The sequence below is a fragment of the uncultured Pelagibacterium sp. genome, from assembly GCF_963972885.1.
In the GTDB taxonomy this organism is placed as follows: Bacteria; Pseudomonadota; Alphaproteobacteria; order Rhizobiales; family Devosiaceae; genus Pelagibacterium; species Pelagibacterium nitratireducens.
The window spans coordinates 1-13,840 of sequence record NZ_CAXAXY010000076.1 but is presented as its reverse complement, the minus strand read 5'-3'; the positions used below and the strand labels follow the sequence as shown (position 1 = coordinate 13,840).

The following is a 13,840-nucleotide window of genomic DNA, read 5'->3' as shown; positions in this document are numbered from 1 at the left end:
CACGATATTGTAGGCCACCAGATGCGGCACATGACTGGTGATCGCCAGCACCATGTCGTGGTGGGCCGGGCTCATCGCCTCGACATCGGACCCCAGCCCCTTCCAGAACGCCTTCAGCAGCTCCACAGCCTCGGGATCGGTCCCCTCGGGCGGGGTCAGAACGCACCAGCGGTTTTCAAACAGATCGGCAAACCCCGCCGATGGCCCCGAATGCTCGGTCCCCGCCAGGGGATGGCCGGGCACGAAATGAACGCCCGCCGGCACATGCGGCCCCACGACATCGACAACATGGCCCTTGACCGAACCCACATCCGACAGGATCGCGCCGGCCTTGAGATGGGGCGCGATTCTGGCTGCAATCGCCTCGTAGCTCCCTACGGGAGAGCACAGAATCACAAGGTCGGCATCTTTCACCGCCTCGGCGGCATCGATCGTATAGATATCGCCCAGCCCCAGGGCCCGCGCTTCATCGAGCGTTTCGGCCCGCCGCGTCGAAATGGCAATCGTTTTGGCCAGCCCGGCCCGCCGCGCGCCCAGCGCGATCGACGACCCGATCAGCCCGATACCGATAAGGGCGAGTTTCTCGATCATTTTGAGTCCATGAAGTCTTTGAGTGTAGCAGCCACCGCTCTCATCGCCGCTTCGCTGCCGATCGAAATGCGCAAGCCGTTGGCGATCCCGTACCCGCCCATTTCCCGCACCACCAGTCCGCGCTCGAGCAGCGCACCATTGGCCGCCTTGGCCGTGTCCGCATCGTCAAACAGCACAAGAACGAAATTGCCTTGGCTGGGCAGAACCCGCAGCCGGTTCGACCCGATTTCGGCGCTCAGCCACACCCGCCACTTGTCATTGTGCTCGCGCAGCGCCCTGGTGAACGCCACGTCCCGCGTCGCCGCTTCCGCCGCCACCTGCCCCAGCACCGAGACGTTGAACGGACCGCGGATCCGGTTGACCGCATCGACAAGATGGGCCGGACCGTAAAGCCAGCCCACCCGCGCCGCCGCCAGCCCCATCTTGGAAAAGGTGCGCACCATCACGACGTTCTCGCTGCGCTCGACCAGCGAAATCCCCACCCCGTAATCGGGGGCTGTCACATATTCGGCATAGGCCGAATCGATCACCAGCAAGACGTTCGCCGGCAGCCCGGCATGGAGGCGGTCGAGAGCTTCGGCGTCCAGATAGGTGCCGGTCGGGTTGTTGGGATTGGCCAGAAAAACGATTTTCGTCTTGTCAGTCACCGCCGCAAGGATCGCATCCACATCGGCGCAATAATCGGTTTCCGGCGCCACCACGGGCGTCCCGCCCGCAGCACGGGTGATGATGGGATAGACCATGAAGCCATATTGGCTCATCACCGCCTCGTCCCCATCCCCGATATAGGTCTGGGCCAGCAGGTGCAGCACTTCGTCCGATCCCGCGCCCACCACGATACGCTCGGGATCGAGGCCATGCACTTCCCCCAGCGCGGCGCGGAGTTCGCGTGAGGATCCCTCGGGGTAAATCTCGAGCTTTTCGGCCGCCGCCTTCACCGCCGCGATGGCCTTGGGGCTCGCCCCCAGCGGGGACTCATTGGCCGAGAGCTTGATCGTGTCGCCGGCCATTTTGCCCGGCGCGCTCGAGCGGCCCGGCACATAGGGGGCAATGGTCAATATCCCCGGTTGAGGAACGGGTCTGTCACTCATGGCGCTTCACATAGACTGGCTTGGGCGTACCCCCTGTTACGGGGCCGCGCGGACCATAGTGAATGGCTCACCTTAAAGCAATCGCCTCCGGCAAGGGACAGCCAATGCACCCTTTGCCGGTTGATCGCATCCTCCCATGACGGCATGATCGCCCCACCCGCCACTTCTTCGTTTCGCAAGGCCAGCCCATGACATCCACCGAAGCCGAACCCACACCCGTGGAGGTTCAGATCGGTGGCCTGCTCGAAGCGCTCCACGCCTCCCAGCAAAAGCCCGATCCGCGTTTCACGGTCGCCAGCCTGATCGCCGCGCTCGGCGTTCATTCCCATATCGTTGTGATCCTGGTTTTTTCCGTCCTCAACATGGTGCCCGGCCCGCCCGGTTATGGCGGCACCATCGCCTTTGCCATCATCGGCTTTTCCATCGCCATGCTGCTTGGCGCGCCGCTGACGCTTCCCGGCTGGATCCGGCGCCGCAAGCTCCCGGCCAAGGCACTGATGCGCGTGACCAAACTCTTTGCCCGCATGGCCGCCGCCATGGCCCGGGTTTCGCGGCCGCGCTATCTCTTGATCTCCGCCCCCGTCTTCCAACCCGTGCTGGCGCTGTTCATCATCGCGGTCAGCCTGCCCATGATGCTGCCCATTCCCTTCATCAACGCCATCCCCAACGCCGGCATCTGCGTCTTGTGTCTGGGCTGGATCAACCGTGACGCCGTGGTCATCATTGCCGGGATCGTCCTCGCTCTTGTCGGGCTCACCATCGCCGGCGCCGCCATCTGGGGCGTCTGGCATCTGGCCAATGCCGCCGTCGGGGCCGTGCAATGATGCCCGTTTTCCGGCCCATACGGCCGGTCCGCCGGTTCATCCTGCATCTGCCCGCCGGCGGGGTGTTCCTGGGGCTTGTGTTTTTCGCCCTCTCGCTCACCCCCTCGCTCATCCCCCGCCATTTCCTCATTCAGGGCATTTTGTCGGGCTGCGTGTTCGCCGCCGGCTATGGCATCGGCGTCTTTCTCGAATGGCTCTGGAACTTCATGGGGCTGCGGCCGCCATCGCGCCGCTGGATCCGATACGCCCAATGGACGATGATCGGCGCCGGATTGGCTTTTGCATTCGTGTGCCTGTGGCTTTCCACCGGCTGGCAGAATTCGATCCGCGCCGTGATGGACATGGCTTCTGTCGAATCCAACCAGCCCATCTATGTCGTCGCCATCGCCATCGTGCCCGCCCTGATCCTGATCGCGCTCGGCACATTGATCGTTTCGGGGGTCCGGCTGGTTTCTGGCTGGCTTCGGCTCATCATCCCGCCCCGCGTCGCGCTTGTGGGCGGCATCATTGTGGTGATGATCGTCACCAATATCACCGTCAACGGCGTGCTGGGCAGCTGGGCCTTTATCGCCGCCGACCGCTTCTATGCAAACCTCGACACCCTGGCCGGCGCCTATGAGGAGCAACCCACCGATCCCCTGCGCTCGGGCAGCGCCGCCTCGCTCATCGACTGGTCGACCATCGGGCTCGACGCCCGCGTCTATGTGCAGTCCGGCCCCACCGCCGCCGAAATCGAGGCGATCACCCAAAAACCCGCCATCGACCCCTTACGCGTCTATGTCGGCCTGCGCTCGGCCGAAACCGTCGAGCAGCGCGCCCGCCTCGCGCTTGCCGAACTGTTGCGCGTCGGTGCTTTCGAGCGCTCGGTGCTCGTGCTTATCATGCCCGTGGGCACCGGCTGGGTGCAGCCCCCCGCCATCGATACGCTCGAATTCCTCCATGGCGGCGACGTGGCCAGCGTCGCCCTGCAATATTCCTATCTCACAAGCTGGCTCTCTTTGGTGTCCGAGCCCAATGTGGGGGTCGAGGCCGCGCGCGCCCTGTTCGATATCGTCTATGATTACTGGAACACCCTGCCGGCCCGGACCCGCCCCGAGCTCTACCTGCATGGCCTCAGCCTTGGCGCCTACTCCTCCCAGGCATCGATCAACCTCTTCGATGTCCTCTCAAATCCCATAGCGGGCGCGCTTTGGGTCGGTCCGCCCTTTGCCAGCCAGATCTGGCGCGACGTCACCGGCGCGCGCAATCCCCTAAGCCCCGCCTGGCTGCCGCAGGTGGGCGACGGCTCCATCGTGCGCTACGCCAACCAGTTCGAAGGCCTGCAATCGGATGGAGGGCGCTGGGGGCCGCTGCGCCTGTTCTATTTGCAATATGGCTCCGACCCGGTTGTGTTTTTCGACCCCGGCACGATCTATCGCCGCCCCGCATGGCTCGAGGGCCGCCGCGCACCCGACGTTTCCCCCGACCTCACCTGGTATCCGGTCGTCACCTTCCTCCAGGTCACCTTCGATCTGGTCCTCGCCCAGACCTCCCCGGTCGGCTACGGACACGTTTACGCCCCCCAGCATTATCTCAAGGCCTGGATCGAAATAACCGATCCCGACGGCTGGACCGAAGCCGAACTCGACACCCTCACCGAGCGCCTCTCCCGGACGGGCACCTATCGCGATATCGTGGGCGGATGGTTCCGAGAAAACGATCCCTAGAGCCGTTCAGGATTTGATTGAATCAAATCCTTGGCTCCAAACCCTTGTTTTATCGCGTGTCCAAACCGCAAAACCGTTTCCATCCCCGATCGGGTCGAGGACATGCTTTTGCTGGACACGGTCTAGCCTGGCGGCCAGTCAGGGCCCGGCGCCAAAGCGACCGGGCCCCTTTTTTGCTAGTCGGCAGCGATATCGAAGCTGTCGACGACATTTCCGGCAAGATCGACGGCCTTAAAGCTCAGCACATCGTCACCCACGGTCACCAGCTGGTAGGTCTGAATCTCTTCGACCAGCACCTGGGGAGAAAACCCGAAGCGTTCCTCGAAGCGATCTGCCTCGTAGTATTTGTTGCCGGCATTGGCGATGACGTAGATCGTGCCCTCCGGGTCCGGCGCGCCAGCGCGCACGGCCGGGGTTCGTTGGTACATGTGGTGGTGCCCCTGGAGGACCAGGTCCACGTTGTACGCGTCAAAAAGAGGTGTCCAGGCTTCGCGAAACTCGGGCTCGTCCTGGCCGCCCCGGCCTGGATAGACAGGCTGGTGGAAGGCGACGATGTTCCAGCTCGCCTCCGAATTGGCGAGCTGATCTTCCAGCCACGCCGTCTGGGCCGCGAGTTCGGCTTCGCTCTTGCGGTTGGCGTCGAGGACGACAAACAGCGCATCGCCATAGCCAAAGGCATAGGTGCGCTCGGTCAGGCCCTCGGCCCCATTCTCGGGCAGATCGAAGGTATCGAGATAGACCGAGGGGCTTGGGGTGCCGTTGTACTCATGGTTTCCGAGCAGGGGCACAATGGGCGTCGCCGCGAAGGCGTTACCGGCTCCAGCAAAGAAGCCATCCCAGTCGTCCCGCTCCGGTCCGCGCGCCACCAGGTCGCCGGCGATGAGATGGAAGGCGGCGTCCGGGGCAGCCTCGGCGGCCATCTCGACGAGTGGCGCCCAGGTCTCAAACCCATGCTGTACGTCGCCCCAATAGATGAAGCTGAACGGTTCTGGCTCGTCTGGGGCCGTGCTGAACGTGAAGGGATCGCTCCAGCCGCCTTCGTCGCTGCCCACGACATAGGTGTATTGTGTGCCCGGCTTGAGGTCGGTCAGGCGCGCGGTGTGACGCATGATTGTCGGATCATTGGCAGGCTCGGGCCAGAGATCGGTGAGCATGCCGGGGAAATCGTCGATCGCCGTGTAGTCGCCCATGATCTGGTCGCGCGGAGAATCGATAGGAGCGGCGTTGGCCTTAACGGTTTCGAAATCGCCTTCGGGATCGAAAGCTTCAGACGGCGCGATGTGCACTTCGCCAGTTGCGATCTCTTCTGCGGTGCGCCAGGAGATCGAAACCTGCCGACGCGGATCGGCACCCAGATTGATCACGACCTGGTCGGGCGCGGGCGTTGAGGGGAAGTCGGTAAATCGTGCGAACTCCACAAGAAAGCCGTCATGGCGACGGCTGCGCAGAAGCTGGACGACCGTCAGGCCTTCGAGTTCCTCGGGCAGCATCTCGAAATAGCGGCTGGGCTCGTCCTTCCAGGCGGGCGTGTCCAGCTCGGCGGTCGCGACACCGTAATGATCGGCCGGTCCGGTGATCTCGAGCGTATCCTCGGGGTTCTGCGGCGCGACGATCACGGCATATTGCTCGCCGCTGTCGCCGATTTGCGCGCTGGTCAGGCCATTGACACCAAGCCCGATTGCACCGGCCGCGAAATCGGCCTTCCAGACCTTCCAATTGGTCTCGTGGCGAATCTGGAGTTCGAGATCGGTCGGCTCGAAGCCAAAATCTTCGAACCAGAACGGTTCGACGCCACCGCGTGCGATATAGACCGTAACCGGGACGTTGACGTCGAACTGGACGAACTGCTGACCCATGGCCTCGCGCTCGGATGGCGACAGCAGGGCAAGGGCCGATTCAGCGTCAAGCGCGCGGAGGGTCTCGGTGTCGAGTTCGGTCGCGAAACGCTGCTGAACCGCGAAAATGGTGTCGCGGGCGGTGTCCGAGGACTGCGCCAGCACCATTGTCGGAACGAGCGCGCTGTAGGCAGCGAAAAGCACTGCGAGGGCGTGCAACGGCTTGGTCATCAAGAAAGATCCCGGATAATTGGCGCGCGCCCGCGCCTCCCATCAAGGAGATGGCAGGGCGCCGCGCTCAAGTTTAACTACGGTGCAGGAGCTAACGCCGTCGGGTCACAATTTGATGACGCTCGATGATGACACCCAGCATCGCCCGCCGGCTCGAAGATCCAATTACCGTATTTACAAAATATGATCTTTCTAATAGATGATCTTTCAGTTCTATCATCTGAAAGTAATTTTATGCCCACGCTCTTTCGCCTCGACGCCTCCATTCGCAATGAGGGCTCGGTCACCCGCGCCATCGCCGATACGCTCCAATCCGCACTCGTCTCCGATGGGGCAGACATCTCCCTTTCCCGGCGCGAAATCGGCCTGAGCCCGCTGCCCTCCACGGCCTGGGCCGATGCGGTGTTCGCGCCCCACACAGCACCCGACCAGCGCACCGCCAGCCAGACTTCGTCCCTGCAGCTGGCAACCGAGCTGGCCGATGAACTCATAAAGGCCGATGCCTATGTCTTTGCGCTTCCGTTCTACAATTTCGGCGTCTCCCAGCACTTCAAGACTTGGGCCGACATCGTGCTCACCGATCCGCGCCTGGCGTCCGGTGTTGAGAGCCCGATAAAGGGCCGCCCCGCCCAGCTCATTGTTGCCCGTGGCGGCGGCTATGGCCCGGGCACCCCGCGCCATGGTTGGGATCACGGCACCGCCTGGTACCGGCGCATCCTCGCCGACATCTGGATGCTCGATCTCGAACTCGTCGAATGCGAACTCACCCTGGCCGATGTCAACCCGGCCATGGAATCGTTGCGCGGGATGGCCGCCGAAAATCTTGCAAATGCCCACGCACTGGCCGGCGAGAATGGCCGGCGTCTGGCCGGACGCCTGCGGGGCTGACCATCCTCGACTTGCGCGCTGCCGGAGGCTAAAATGGTGCCATGGACACTTCGGACAACACCCCGGCAGCCCCCTCGCTCCCCGTCAATCTCGGCTGGGCCCTGGCAACGCTGCTGCGCACCTATCAGACCCGGGTCGAGGCAGCCCTTGTCGGGCTGCCCGGCGGGGCGCGCGGTTTTCTGGTGATGGCGCTTGTCGAAAAGGAAACCTGCCACAGCCAGGCCGCCATCGCCGAGCGGCTGGGGCTCGACAAGACCATCCTGACCTATCTTCTCGACGGGCTGGAAAACGATGGCCTCGTCAAGCGCACCCCCGATCCGCAGGACCGCCGCATCCGCCACATCAAGATCACGGCAAAAGGGCAAAAGACCCTCGCCAAATTCACCCGTGCCGTTGAACAGGTCGAAAAACAGGTGCTCTCGCGATTGAACCCCGAGGAAGCGGCCTGGTTCCAGCGCTCGCTCTCGAGAGCCGCCGGGCTCGACGCGGACAATGCCCAATCGCCCGACGAGGCCGAGAGCGTCGAAATCTGTCAGGCCGCCCTGGGCACCAGCCAAGCGTGCTGACCCCCATCGGTCCGGCGAACGCCGCCCCCTTTGCTAAAACCCCTCCCGCGCCGTCTGCGGGCTGAGTTCGGGCGCCCCCAGCGCCTTTTCGGCCCGCTTGCGCCGCGCGATGGCGGGAAACTGTTCCTTTTTCGCCCGAACGCACAGCGCCCCGGCAAAGGTCGGCCCGAATATCTTGCTCGCCTTTTCGATCATCCGCGCCGAGCGCAGGATCGGCCCGGAATGAATGGGCGGGAAAAACAGCCCGTCGCGCCAGACTTGGGGCGTAAAGGAGTGATCGCGCAACAGCTTGTCCATCTGCCCGCGCGAATAGGGCTGGCCATAGCCGAACGGATTGGTGTCCAGCCCCGCCCACAGCCCGCGCCGCCGCGGCACGACGATGATCACCTGCGCGTTGGGCGCGCAGATCCGCCACAACTCACGCATCATGTCTTCGGGGTCCACGACATGCTCGAACCCGTGAATGACGATCGCCATGTCCATGGCCGCATCGGTCAGCGGCATTTCCAGCGGATCGCACAAAACCGTGTGCGAGGGGCCCTCGCGCGGCCAGCTCGAAGCCCCCTGCCGGGCCGGCATGAAGGCCAGCACCCGCTCGGCCCCCTTGAGCGCCCCGCGCAGATAGGGCGTGGCAAACCCCAGCCCCAACAGCCGCAACCCGGTGACATCCCCGGCCAGCTCGCTCACCTGCTGGCGGATCGATTGCCGCGTCAGCCGGCCCAGGGGTGATTTGTAAAAGCGGATCAGCCCGTCGACGTCAGGTGTCATGGATTTTTGTTCACTCGCGCCAGATGCAAACGCACCTGACCTATGTGGGCGGTTTGGTCTCCAACGTCAAACCTTGCATGTGACAGGCCCGCGCCATACCCTTGCCGCAAAATCAAACAGGAGGCCTGCCATGTCCCTCGAAATCGCCGTTTTCCCAGCGCTCAGCGATAATTTCGGCTATCTCGTCCGCGATACAGCGTCAGGCCGCGTCGCCGCCATCGACGCCCCCGAAGAGGCCCCGATTCTCGCCGAACTCGAAAAGCGCGGCTGGACTCTGACCGATATCGTGATCACCCACCACCACCCCGACCACACCGACGCCATCGCGCCCCTCAAGCGGAAATTTGACTGCAACGTGATCGGCCCCAGGGGCGAAGCGGGCAAGATCGCCGGGCTCGATACGCTGGTGGGCGGCGGCGAAACGGTGAGCTTGGGCGAAACGATCTTTGAGGTGATCGACGTGCCCGGCCACACCCTGGGCCACATCGCCTTTTTCGCGCCCGAGGAAAAAGTGCTGTTTTCCGCCGACGCCCTGTTTTCCATGGGCGTGGGCCGCATGTTCGAGGGCGATGCCCAGTCCATGTGGGCCGGCCTTGAACGGCTCAAGGCCCTGCCACCCGAAACCATGGTCTATTGCGGCCACGAATACACCCTCGCCAATGCCAGATTCGCCCTCTCGATCGATCCGGACAATTCCGCCCTCAAGGCCCGCGCCGAACAGGCTCAGGACCAGATCGATTCGGGTCGGCCCACCATCCCCTTCAATCTGGGCGAGGATCTTGCCGCCAACCCCTTCCTGCGCGCCGATACGCCCCGGATGGCCAGGGCCATGGGCCACGAAGACGCCCCCGCCTGGCAGGTCTTCGGCGCCATCCGCAAGGCCAAGGATAACTTCTAGGGCGAACGGCTATAGCCGCTGGCGCAATTCGTCGATTTGCTGGATGCGCGTTTCAAGCTCGGATTTGAGCGCCATCCGGTCGGCATCGGTATAGCGGTTGACCGCCACGGTGCGCTCGAGCTCCTCAATGGCGCGGGTAAGCTTTGCAAGCGCTGAGGACGGCATGGGCGGGGCTCCGGTTCACTGTCACGTACGGCCGGGCTTATCATACCCCCGACCCGGATGTGCATATAGTTTGGCCCGCCCCTGCGGCAAGCCGCCTCTTGGGGCAGTATGCCGCGCGCCTTACCGCCATCGGCCATTTGCAATTGAGCCAAAAGATCGGTTTGATGTGTCAGCCCTTACGAGGTGATACATGGACTACGGACAGACGGCTGAACTGCTGGCGCGGATCCAGTTCGCTTTCACGGTTTCCTTCCACTTCATCTTCCCGGCCTTTTCCATCGGCACGGCGAGCTACCTTGCGGTTTTGAACGCGCTCTGGCTCTGGAAGCGCGACCCCGCCTATCTCAACCTCTTCGAATACTGGAAGACGATCTTTGCCATCACCTTTGGCATGGGCGTGGTGTCGGGCATCGTCATGAGCTACCAGTTCGGCACCAACTGGTCGGTGTTTTCCGAGCGGGCCGGGGCGGTGATCGGGCCGCTGATGGGCTATGAGGTGCTGACCGCCTTTTTCCTTGAGGCGGGGTTTCTCGGCATCATGCTGTTCGGCCGCAAGCGCGTCGGCGAGGGGCTCCATATGTTCGCCGTCGCCGTGGTTGCCTTTGGCACGCTGGTTTCGGCCACCTGGATCTTGTCGGTCAATTCCTGGATGCACACCCCCGCCGGCTATTCCATCGACGAGCTGGGCCGGTTCGTGCCGGAAAACTGGTGGGAGATCGTCTTCAATCCCTCCTTCCCCTACCGCCTGACCCATACCGTTCTGGCCGCGTTTCTGACCACCGCCTTTGCCGTGGGGGCCGTCGGGGCGTTTCACCTGCTGCGCGACCGGACCAACCGGCAGGCACGGATCATGTTTTCCATGGCCATGTGGATGGCCGCCATCGTGACCCCCATCCAGATTTTCGCCGGCGACATGCACGGGCTCAACACCCTCGAACACCAGCCGGCCAAGATCGCCGCCATGGAAGGCCATTACGACAGCCACGACGGCGCACCGCTGATCCTGTTCGGCATCCCCGACGATGAGGCCGAGGAGACCCGGTTCGCCATCGAAATCCCCTATCTCGGCTCTTTGATCCTGACCCATCATCTCGATGGCCGGGTGGAGGGTCTGAAAGCCTTTCCCGAGGATGAGCGCCCGCCCGCGCTGATCCCCTTCTTTGCCTTTCGCATCATGGTCGGCATCGGCTTTCTGATGCTGGGGATCGGCATTTGGTCGCTGTGGGCCCGCTATCGCAAGACGCTCTACGAGGCGCGCTGGCTGCACCGGGCCGCGCTGGTCATGGGCCCCTCGGGGTTTGTGGCGGTCATCGCGGGGTGGTTCACCACCGAGGTGGGCCGCCAGCCCTACACCGTCTATGGTCTGATGCGGACATCTGAGAGCCTCTCGCCGGTCGACGCTCCGGCCGTGGGGGCATCGCTGACCGCATTCGTCATCGTCTATTTCTTCGTCTTCGGCGCCGGGGTCTTTTATCTGCTGCGCCTGATGCACCGCACGCCGGTTCTTGAAGACGATCGCGAACTCGAACGCGGCCCGCACCGCGCCAGCGGCATCAACCCCGGTCCGGCCCAGGAAAATACCATCCGCGAAGGAGGCGATCGTGCCGATTGATCTGCCGACGGTCTGGGCGGGGCTGATTGCCTTTGCCGTGCTCGCCTACGTGGTTCTCGACGGGTTTGACCTGGGGGTGGGCATCCTTTTCCCCTTCTTCCCCAGCCGTCACGACCGCAACATCATGACCAACTCCATTGCGCCGGTCTGGGACGGCAACGAGACCTGGCTGGTGCTTGGCGGCGGCGGGCTTATGGCGGTCTTCCCGGTGGTGTATGCAACGGTGTTGCCGGCGCTCTATATGCCCATAATCCTGATGCTGCTGGGCCTGGTCTTTCGCGGCGTCGCCTTCGAATTCCGCTGGCGCACCGTCCGCTGGGCCAATTTCTGGGACACGGGATTCTGGATCGGATCGACGGTATCGGCGTTCATGCAGGGGATCGCGCTCGGCGCTCTGGTTCAGGGCATAAACATCGTTGACCGTGAATATGCGGGCGGCTGGTGGGACTGGCTCACCCCGTTCTCGATCGTCACCGGACTTTCCGTCGTCATCGGCTATGCGCTGTTGGGCGCGACATGGCTCAACCTCAAGACCGGCGGCAAATTGCAGGCCACCGCCCGGCGCTACGCCATGATCACCGGCGTTGCCATGCTCGGTCTGATCGGTATCGTCTCGCTCTGGAGCCCGTTTATCTCCATTGTCTATTTCGAACGCTGGTTCACCTTCCCTGCGTCCCTGTTCTCCTACATCGTCCCCCTGCTTCTGGCTGGCTGCGCCCTGGCGCTCTGGCACGGGCTGACGCGCGACAAGCACCTGCAGCCTTTCCTCGCTGCCCTGGGCCTGTTCGTGGTGAGCTTTGCCGGGCTCGGGATCAGTTTCTATCCCTATATCGTGCCAACGGCGCTGACCATTGAAGAGGCCGCCGCCCCCGATTCCAGCCTGCTGTTCCTGCTTGTCGGAGCGCTGGTGCTGGTCCCCATCATCCTGGCCTATACCGGCTATGCCTATTGGGTGTTTCGCGGCAAGGTGGACCCCGACGAGGGCTACCATTGAAAAAAGCACAACAGCTCGGCACCCGCCTTTTGTGGTTTGCCGGATTGTGGGCGGCCGGCGTGGGCACGGTAACCGTGGTCGGCCTTCTCATCCGCTGGGTGCTGCTGGGCTGAGCCGCTCGACGGCGCGGCACGAAAATGGTGATCCCGACTGGATTCGAACCAGTGACCCTCAGATTAGGAATCTGATGCTCTATCCTGCTGAGCTACGGGACCACGGCCATAGCGCTTAGCAAAATCGGAGGGTGATGGGAACCGGCAATTGCCGTGCGATCACGGTCCTAGAACGCCTTGGTCAACCCCAGGCTGACATCATGGCTGTCATGGTCGAAAAAGCTCACATTGGAAAACTGCCGCGTATAGCTGTAGGTGAGCGCCGGCGTAAAACCGCCAAGATCGATCCGGCTGTTCGAGACCGTAACCCCCGCGCTCAGCCGATCATCGAGGCGCGGCGTGCCGGTGCCCGGATAGTTCCCCAGATACTGGTCCCTGGCATAGCGTGCAAAAAGCGAAGTCGAAAATCCGCCCCGCCAATCGCTCGCCACCCGCACTTCGCCAGACACCCCGTCCCGGTCCAAATGGGCCCTTTGCGTGCGTTCGATGTCCATGCCCACTGAAAGACTTGCCCGCACCGTCGGGCTGAACGCATGGGTCAATTGCGCACCGGCCAGCACCCGAAACCCATCACGATAGGCCTGCGAGGCGTAGTCCTGGCCCAAAGCGGTAAAGCTTAACCCCACAAGGTTTTGCGGCCCGGCAAGAACATCGAGTTTCCCGCTCAGCCCATAGCGCACAAGATGGGGCTCGAGCCCCCGATAGGTCGCATCGGCAATCGGGCCGAGCGCAAATCGGCCATTGCCGATACGGCCCTGCCAACTCAGTCCGGTGCTCAGCGATATCTGTTCGGCGCGCGTTCCCTCGATATCGGTGGTCAGATCCGCCGCAGCGCTTGCAACGATGGTCTGCCCGTTGGGCAGATTGGAGCTGTGATAGGCGCTCCCACCGATCGTGATCGCCGTCCCCGCCGTCCGGCGCGAATCTGGATCGATCGCAAAGGCCAGCCCGCCAGCGGCAAAAGTCTGGTGCGAACTGCCCCTGTTGAGATTGCTCGATGGCGCTATGGAAAAATGCATCTGGGCGCCATAACCGCGATTGGCCCTGATATGGTCGAGGCCCGACTGCGCAAGGCTGCCGATTTCGTCATCGGGGTGGAGCGCCAGAATGTCCAGATGGTGCTGTGCGCCCTCGAAACTGCGCGTGGCAAGCAGGCTTCTGGCCAATTCGACACGCGCCGCAACGAAACCCGGCTCGATGGCCAGCACGGCGCGAAACAGCGCGGCGGCCTCGGCGTTCCTGCCCTGCTGCCGGGCGATCAGCCCTTCGAGATGGGTACGATGAAGCGCATGCAGCGCCGGCTCGGTTACAGTGGCGGCAAGATGGGCACGGGCCCCACCATAGTCCCCCGACGCCAAAAGGCGTGCCAGCAAGGCGCCGTCGGGTTCGCGGCCGGCCGCTGTGCCCGCCAATCCCAGAACAAGAGCCACCATAAGGATCGCAATACGCATCGCCTGTATCCCAAAAACAGACGGGTACGGCACGATCATGCCGTACCCGTTACAGGTTGGAGGCCCGCAATTAATCCTGGGTGCCCGAGAAGGCGCCGGTACCGACC

Annotated in this window: 13 protein-coding genes and 1 tRNA gene; 7 read left to right on the top strand and 7 right to left on the bottom strand. The window is 63.3% G+C overall.

Annotation, left to right across the window (positions count from 1 at the left end; translation table 11 throughout):
- Together AACZ55_RS12115 and hisC are read right to left on the bottom strand one after the other, a co-directional pair.
- A partial coding sequence (locus AACZ55_RS12115; RefSeq protein ID WP_339646400.1) for a prephenate dehydrogenase/arogenate dehydrogenase family protein occupies positions 1-591 on the bottom strand: 591 nt, incomplete at its 3' end.
- Complete coding sequence (hisC, locus tag AACZ55_RS12110) at positions 588-1,682, bottom strand: histidinol-phosphate transaminase (protein ID WP_339646398.1); 1,095 nt, start codon at positions 1,680-1,682, stop codon at positions 588-590. The genes AACZ55_RS12115 and hisC, both read right to left, overlap by 4 nt.
- A gap of 188 nt (positions 1,683-1,870) precedes the next feature.
- Between hisC and AACZ55_RS12105 the strand changes: the two genes are divergently transcribed.
- Positions 1,871-2,506: an exopolysaccharide biosynthesis protein gene (locus tag AACZ55_RS12105; protein WP_339646395.1), complete on the top strand. Its 636-nt coding sequence runs from the start codon at positions 1,871-1,873 to the stop codon at positions 2,504-2,506.
- Complete coding sequence (locus tag AACZ55_RS12100) at positions 2,503-4,212, top strand: alpha/beta-hydrolase family protein (protein ID WP_339646394.1); 1,710 nt, start codon at positions 2,503-2,505, stop codon at positions 4,210-4,212. The genes AACZ55_RS12105 and AACZ55_RS12100 overlap by 4 nt, the downstream gene beginning before the upstream one ends.
- A 176-nt stretch (positions 4,213-4,388) precedes the next feature.
- Here the strand turns inward: AACZ55_RS12100 and AACZ55_RS12095 are convergent, their stop codons facing one another.
- Complete coding sequence (locus AACZ55_RS12095; RefSeq protein ID WP_339646393.1) at positions 4,389-6,278, bottom strand: metallophosphoesterase family protein; 1,890 nt, start codon at positions 6,276-6,278, stop codon at positions 4,389-4,391.
- Positions 6,279-6,512: 234 nt separating this feature from the next.
- Between AACZ55_RS12095 and AACZ55_RS12090 the strand changes: the two genes are divergently transcribed.
- Both AACZ55_RS12090 and AACZ55_RS12085 read left to right on the top strand, forming a co-directional pair.
- Positions 6,513-7,166, top strand: coding sequence for an NAD(P)H-dependent oxidoreductase (locus AACZ55_RS12090; RefSeq protein ID WP_338609009.1), 654 nt, complete (start codon positions 6,513-6,515; stop codon positions 7,164-7,166).
- A 41-nt stretch (positions 7,167-7,207) separates the two neighbouring features.
- Positions 7,208-7,732, top strand: a complete 525-nt coding sequence (locus AACZ55_RS12085) for a MarR family transcriptional regulator (protein WP_339646391.1) — start codon at positions 7,208-7,210, stop codon at positions 7,730-7,732.
- A 33-nt stretch (positions 7,733-7,765) separates the two neighbouring features.
- On the opposite strand, the gene AACZ55_RS12080 is transcribed toward AACZ55_RS12085, so the two are convergent.
- Entirely contained in the window at positions 7,766-8,500 is a 735-nt protein-coding gene (locus AACZ55_RS12080) for a methyltransferase domain-containing protein (RefSeq protein ID WP_339646388.1), read from the bottom strand.
- A gap of 130 nt (positions 8,501-8,630) precedes the next feature.
- On the opposite strand from AACZ55_RS12080, the gene gloB reads away from it, so the two are divergent.
- A complete protein-coding gene (gene gloB / locus AACZ55_RS12075; RefSeq protein ID WP_339646386.1) occupies positions 8,631-9,398 on the top strand; it encodes a hydroxyacylglutathione hydrolase in 768 nt (255 codons plus the stop codon).
- Between the two features lie 9 nt (positions 9,399-9,407).
- Here gloB and AACZ55_RS12070 read toward each other — a convergent pair whose 3' ends face one another.
- Complete coding sequence (locus AACZ55_RS12070) at positions 9,408-9,563, bottom strand: hypothetical protein (RefSeq protein ID WP_338609005.1); 156 nt, start codon at positions 9,561-9,563, stop codon at positions 9,408-9,410.
- A gap of 190 nt (positions 9,564-9,753) precedes the next feature.
- On the opposite strand from AACZ55_RS12070, the gene AACZ55_RS12065 reads away from it, so the two are divergent.
- Together AACZ55_RS12065 and cydB are read left to right on the top strand one after the other, a co-directional pair.
- Positions 9,754-11,175, top strand: coding sequence for a cytochrome ubiquinol oxidase subunit I (locus tag AACZ55_RS12065; protein ID WP_339646384.1), 1,422 nt, complete (start codon positions 9,754-9,756; stop codon positions 11,173-11,175).
- Positions 11,165-12,169 (top strand): cytochrome d ubiquinol oxidase subunit II, encoded by a 1,005-nt coding sequence (gene cydB, locus AACZ55_RS12060; RefSeq protein ID WP_339646381.1) that lies wholly within the window; start codon positions 11,165-11,167, stop codon positions 12,167-12,169. The genes AACZ55_RS12065 and cydB overlap by 11 nt, the downstream gene beginning before the upstream one ends.
- Before the next feature lie 138 nt (positions 12,170-12,307).
- Here the strand turns inward: cydB and AACZ55_RS12055 are convergent.
- Positions 12,308-12,384 (bottom strand) — tRNA-Arg (locus tag AACZ55_RS12055).
- A 65-nt stretch (positions 12,385-12,449) separates the two neighbouring features.
- Positions 12,450-13,733, bottom strand: coding sequence for a surface lipoprotein assembly modifier (locus AACZ55_RS12050; protein WP_339646378.1), 1,284 nt, complete (start codon positions 13,731-13,733; stop codon positions 12,450-12,452).
- Positions 13,734-13,840 lie beyond the last annotated feature (107 nt).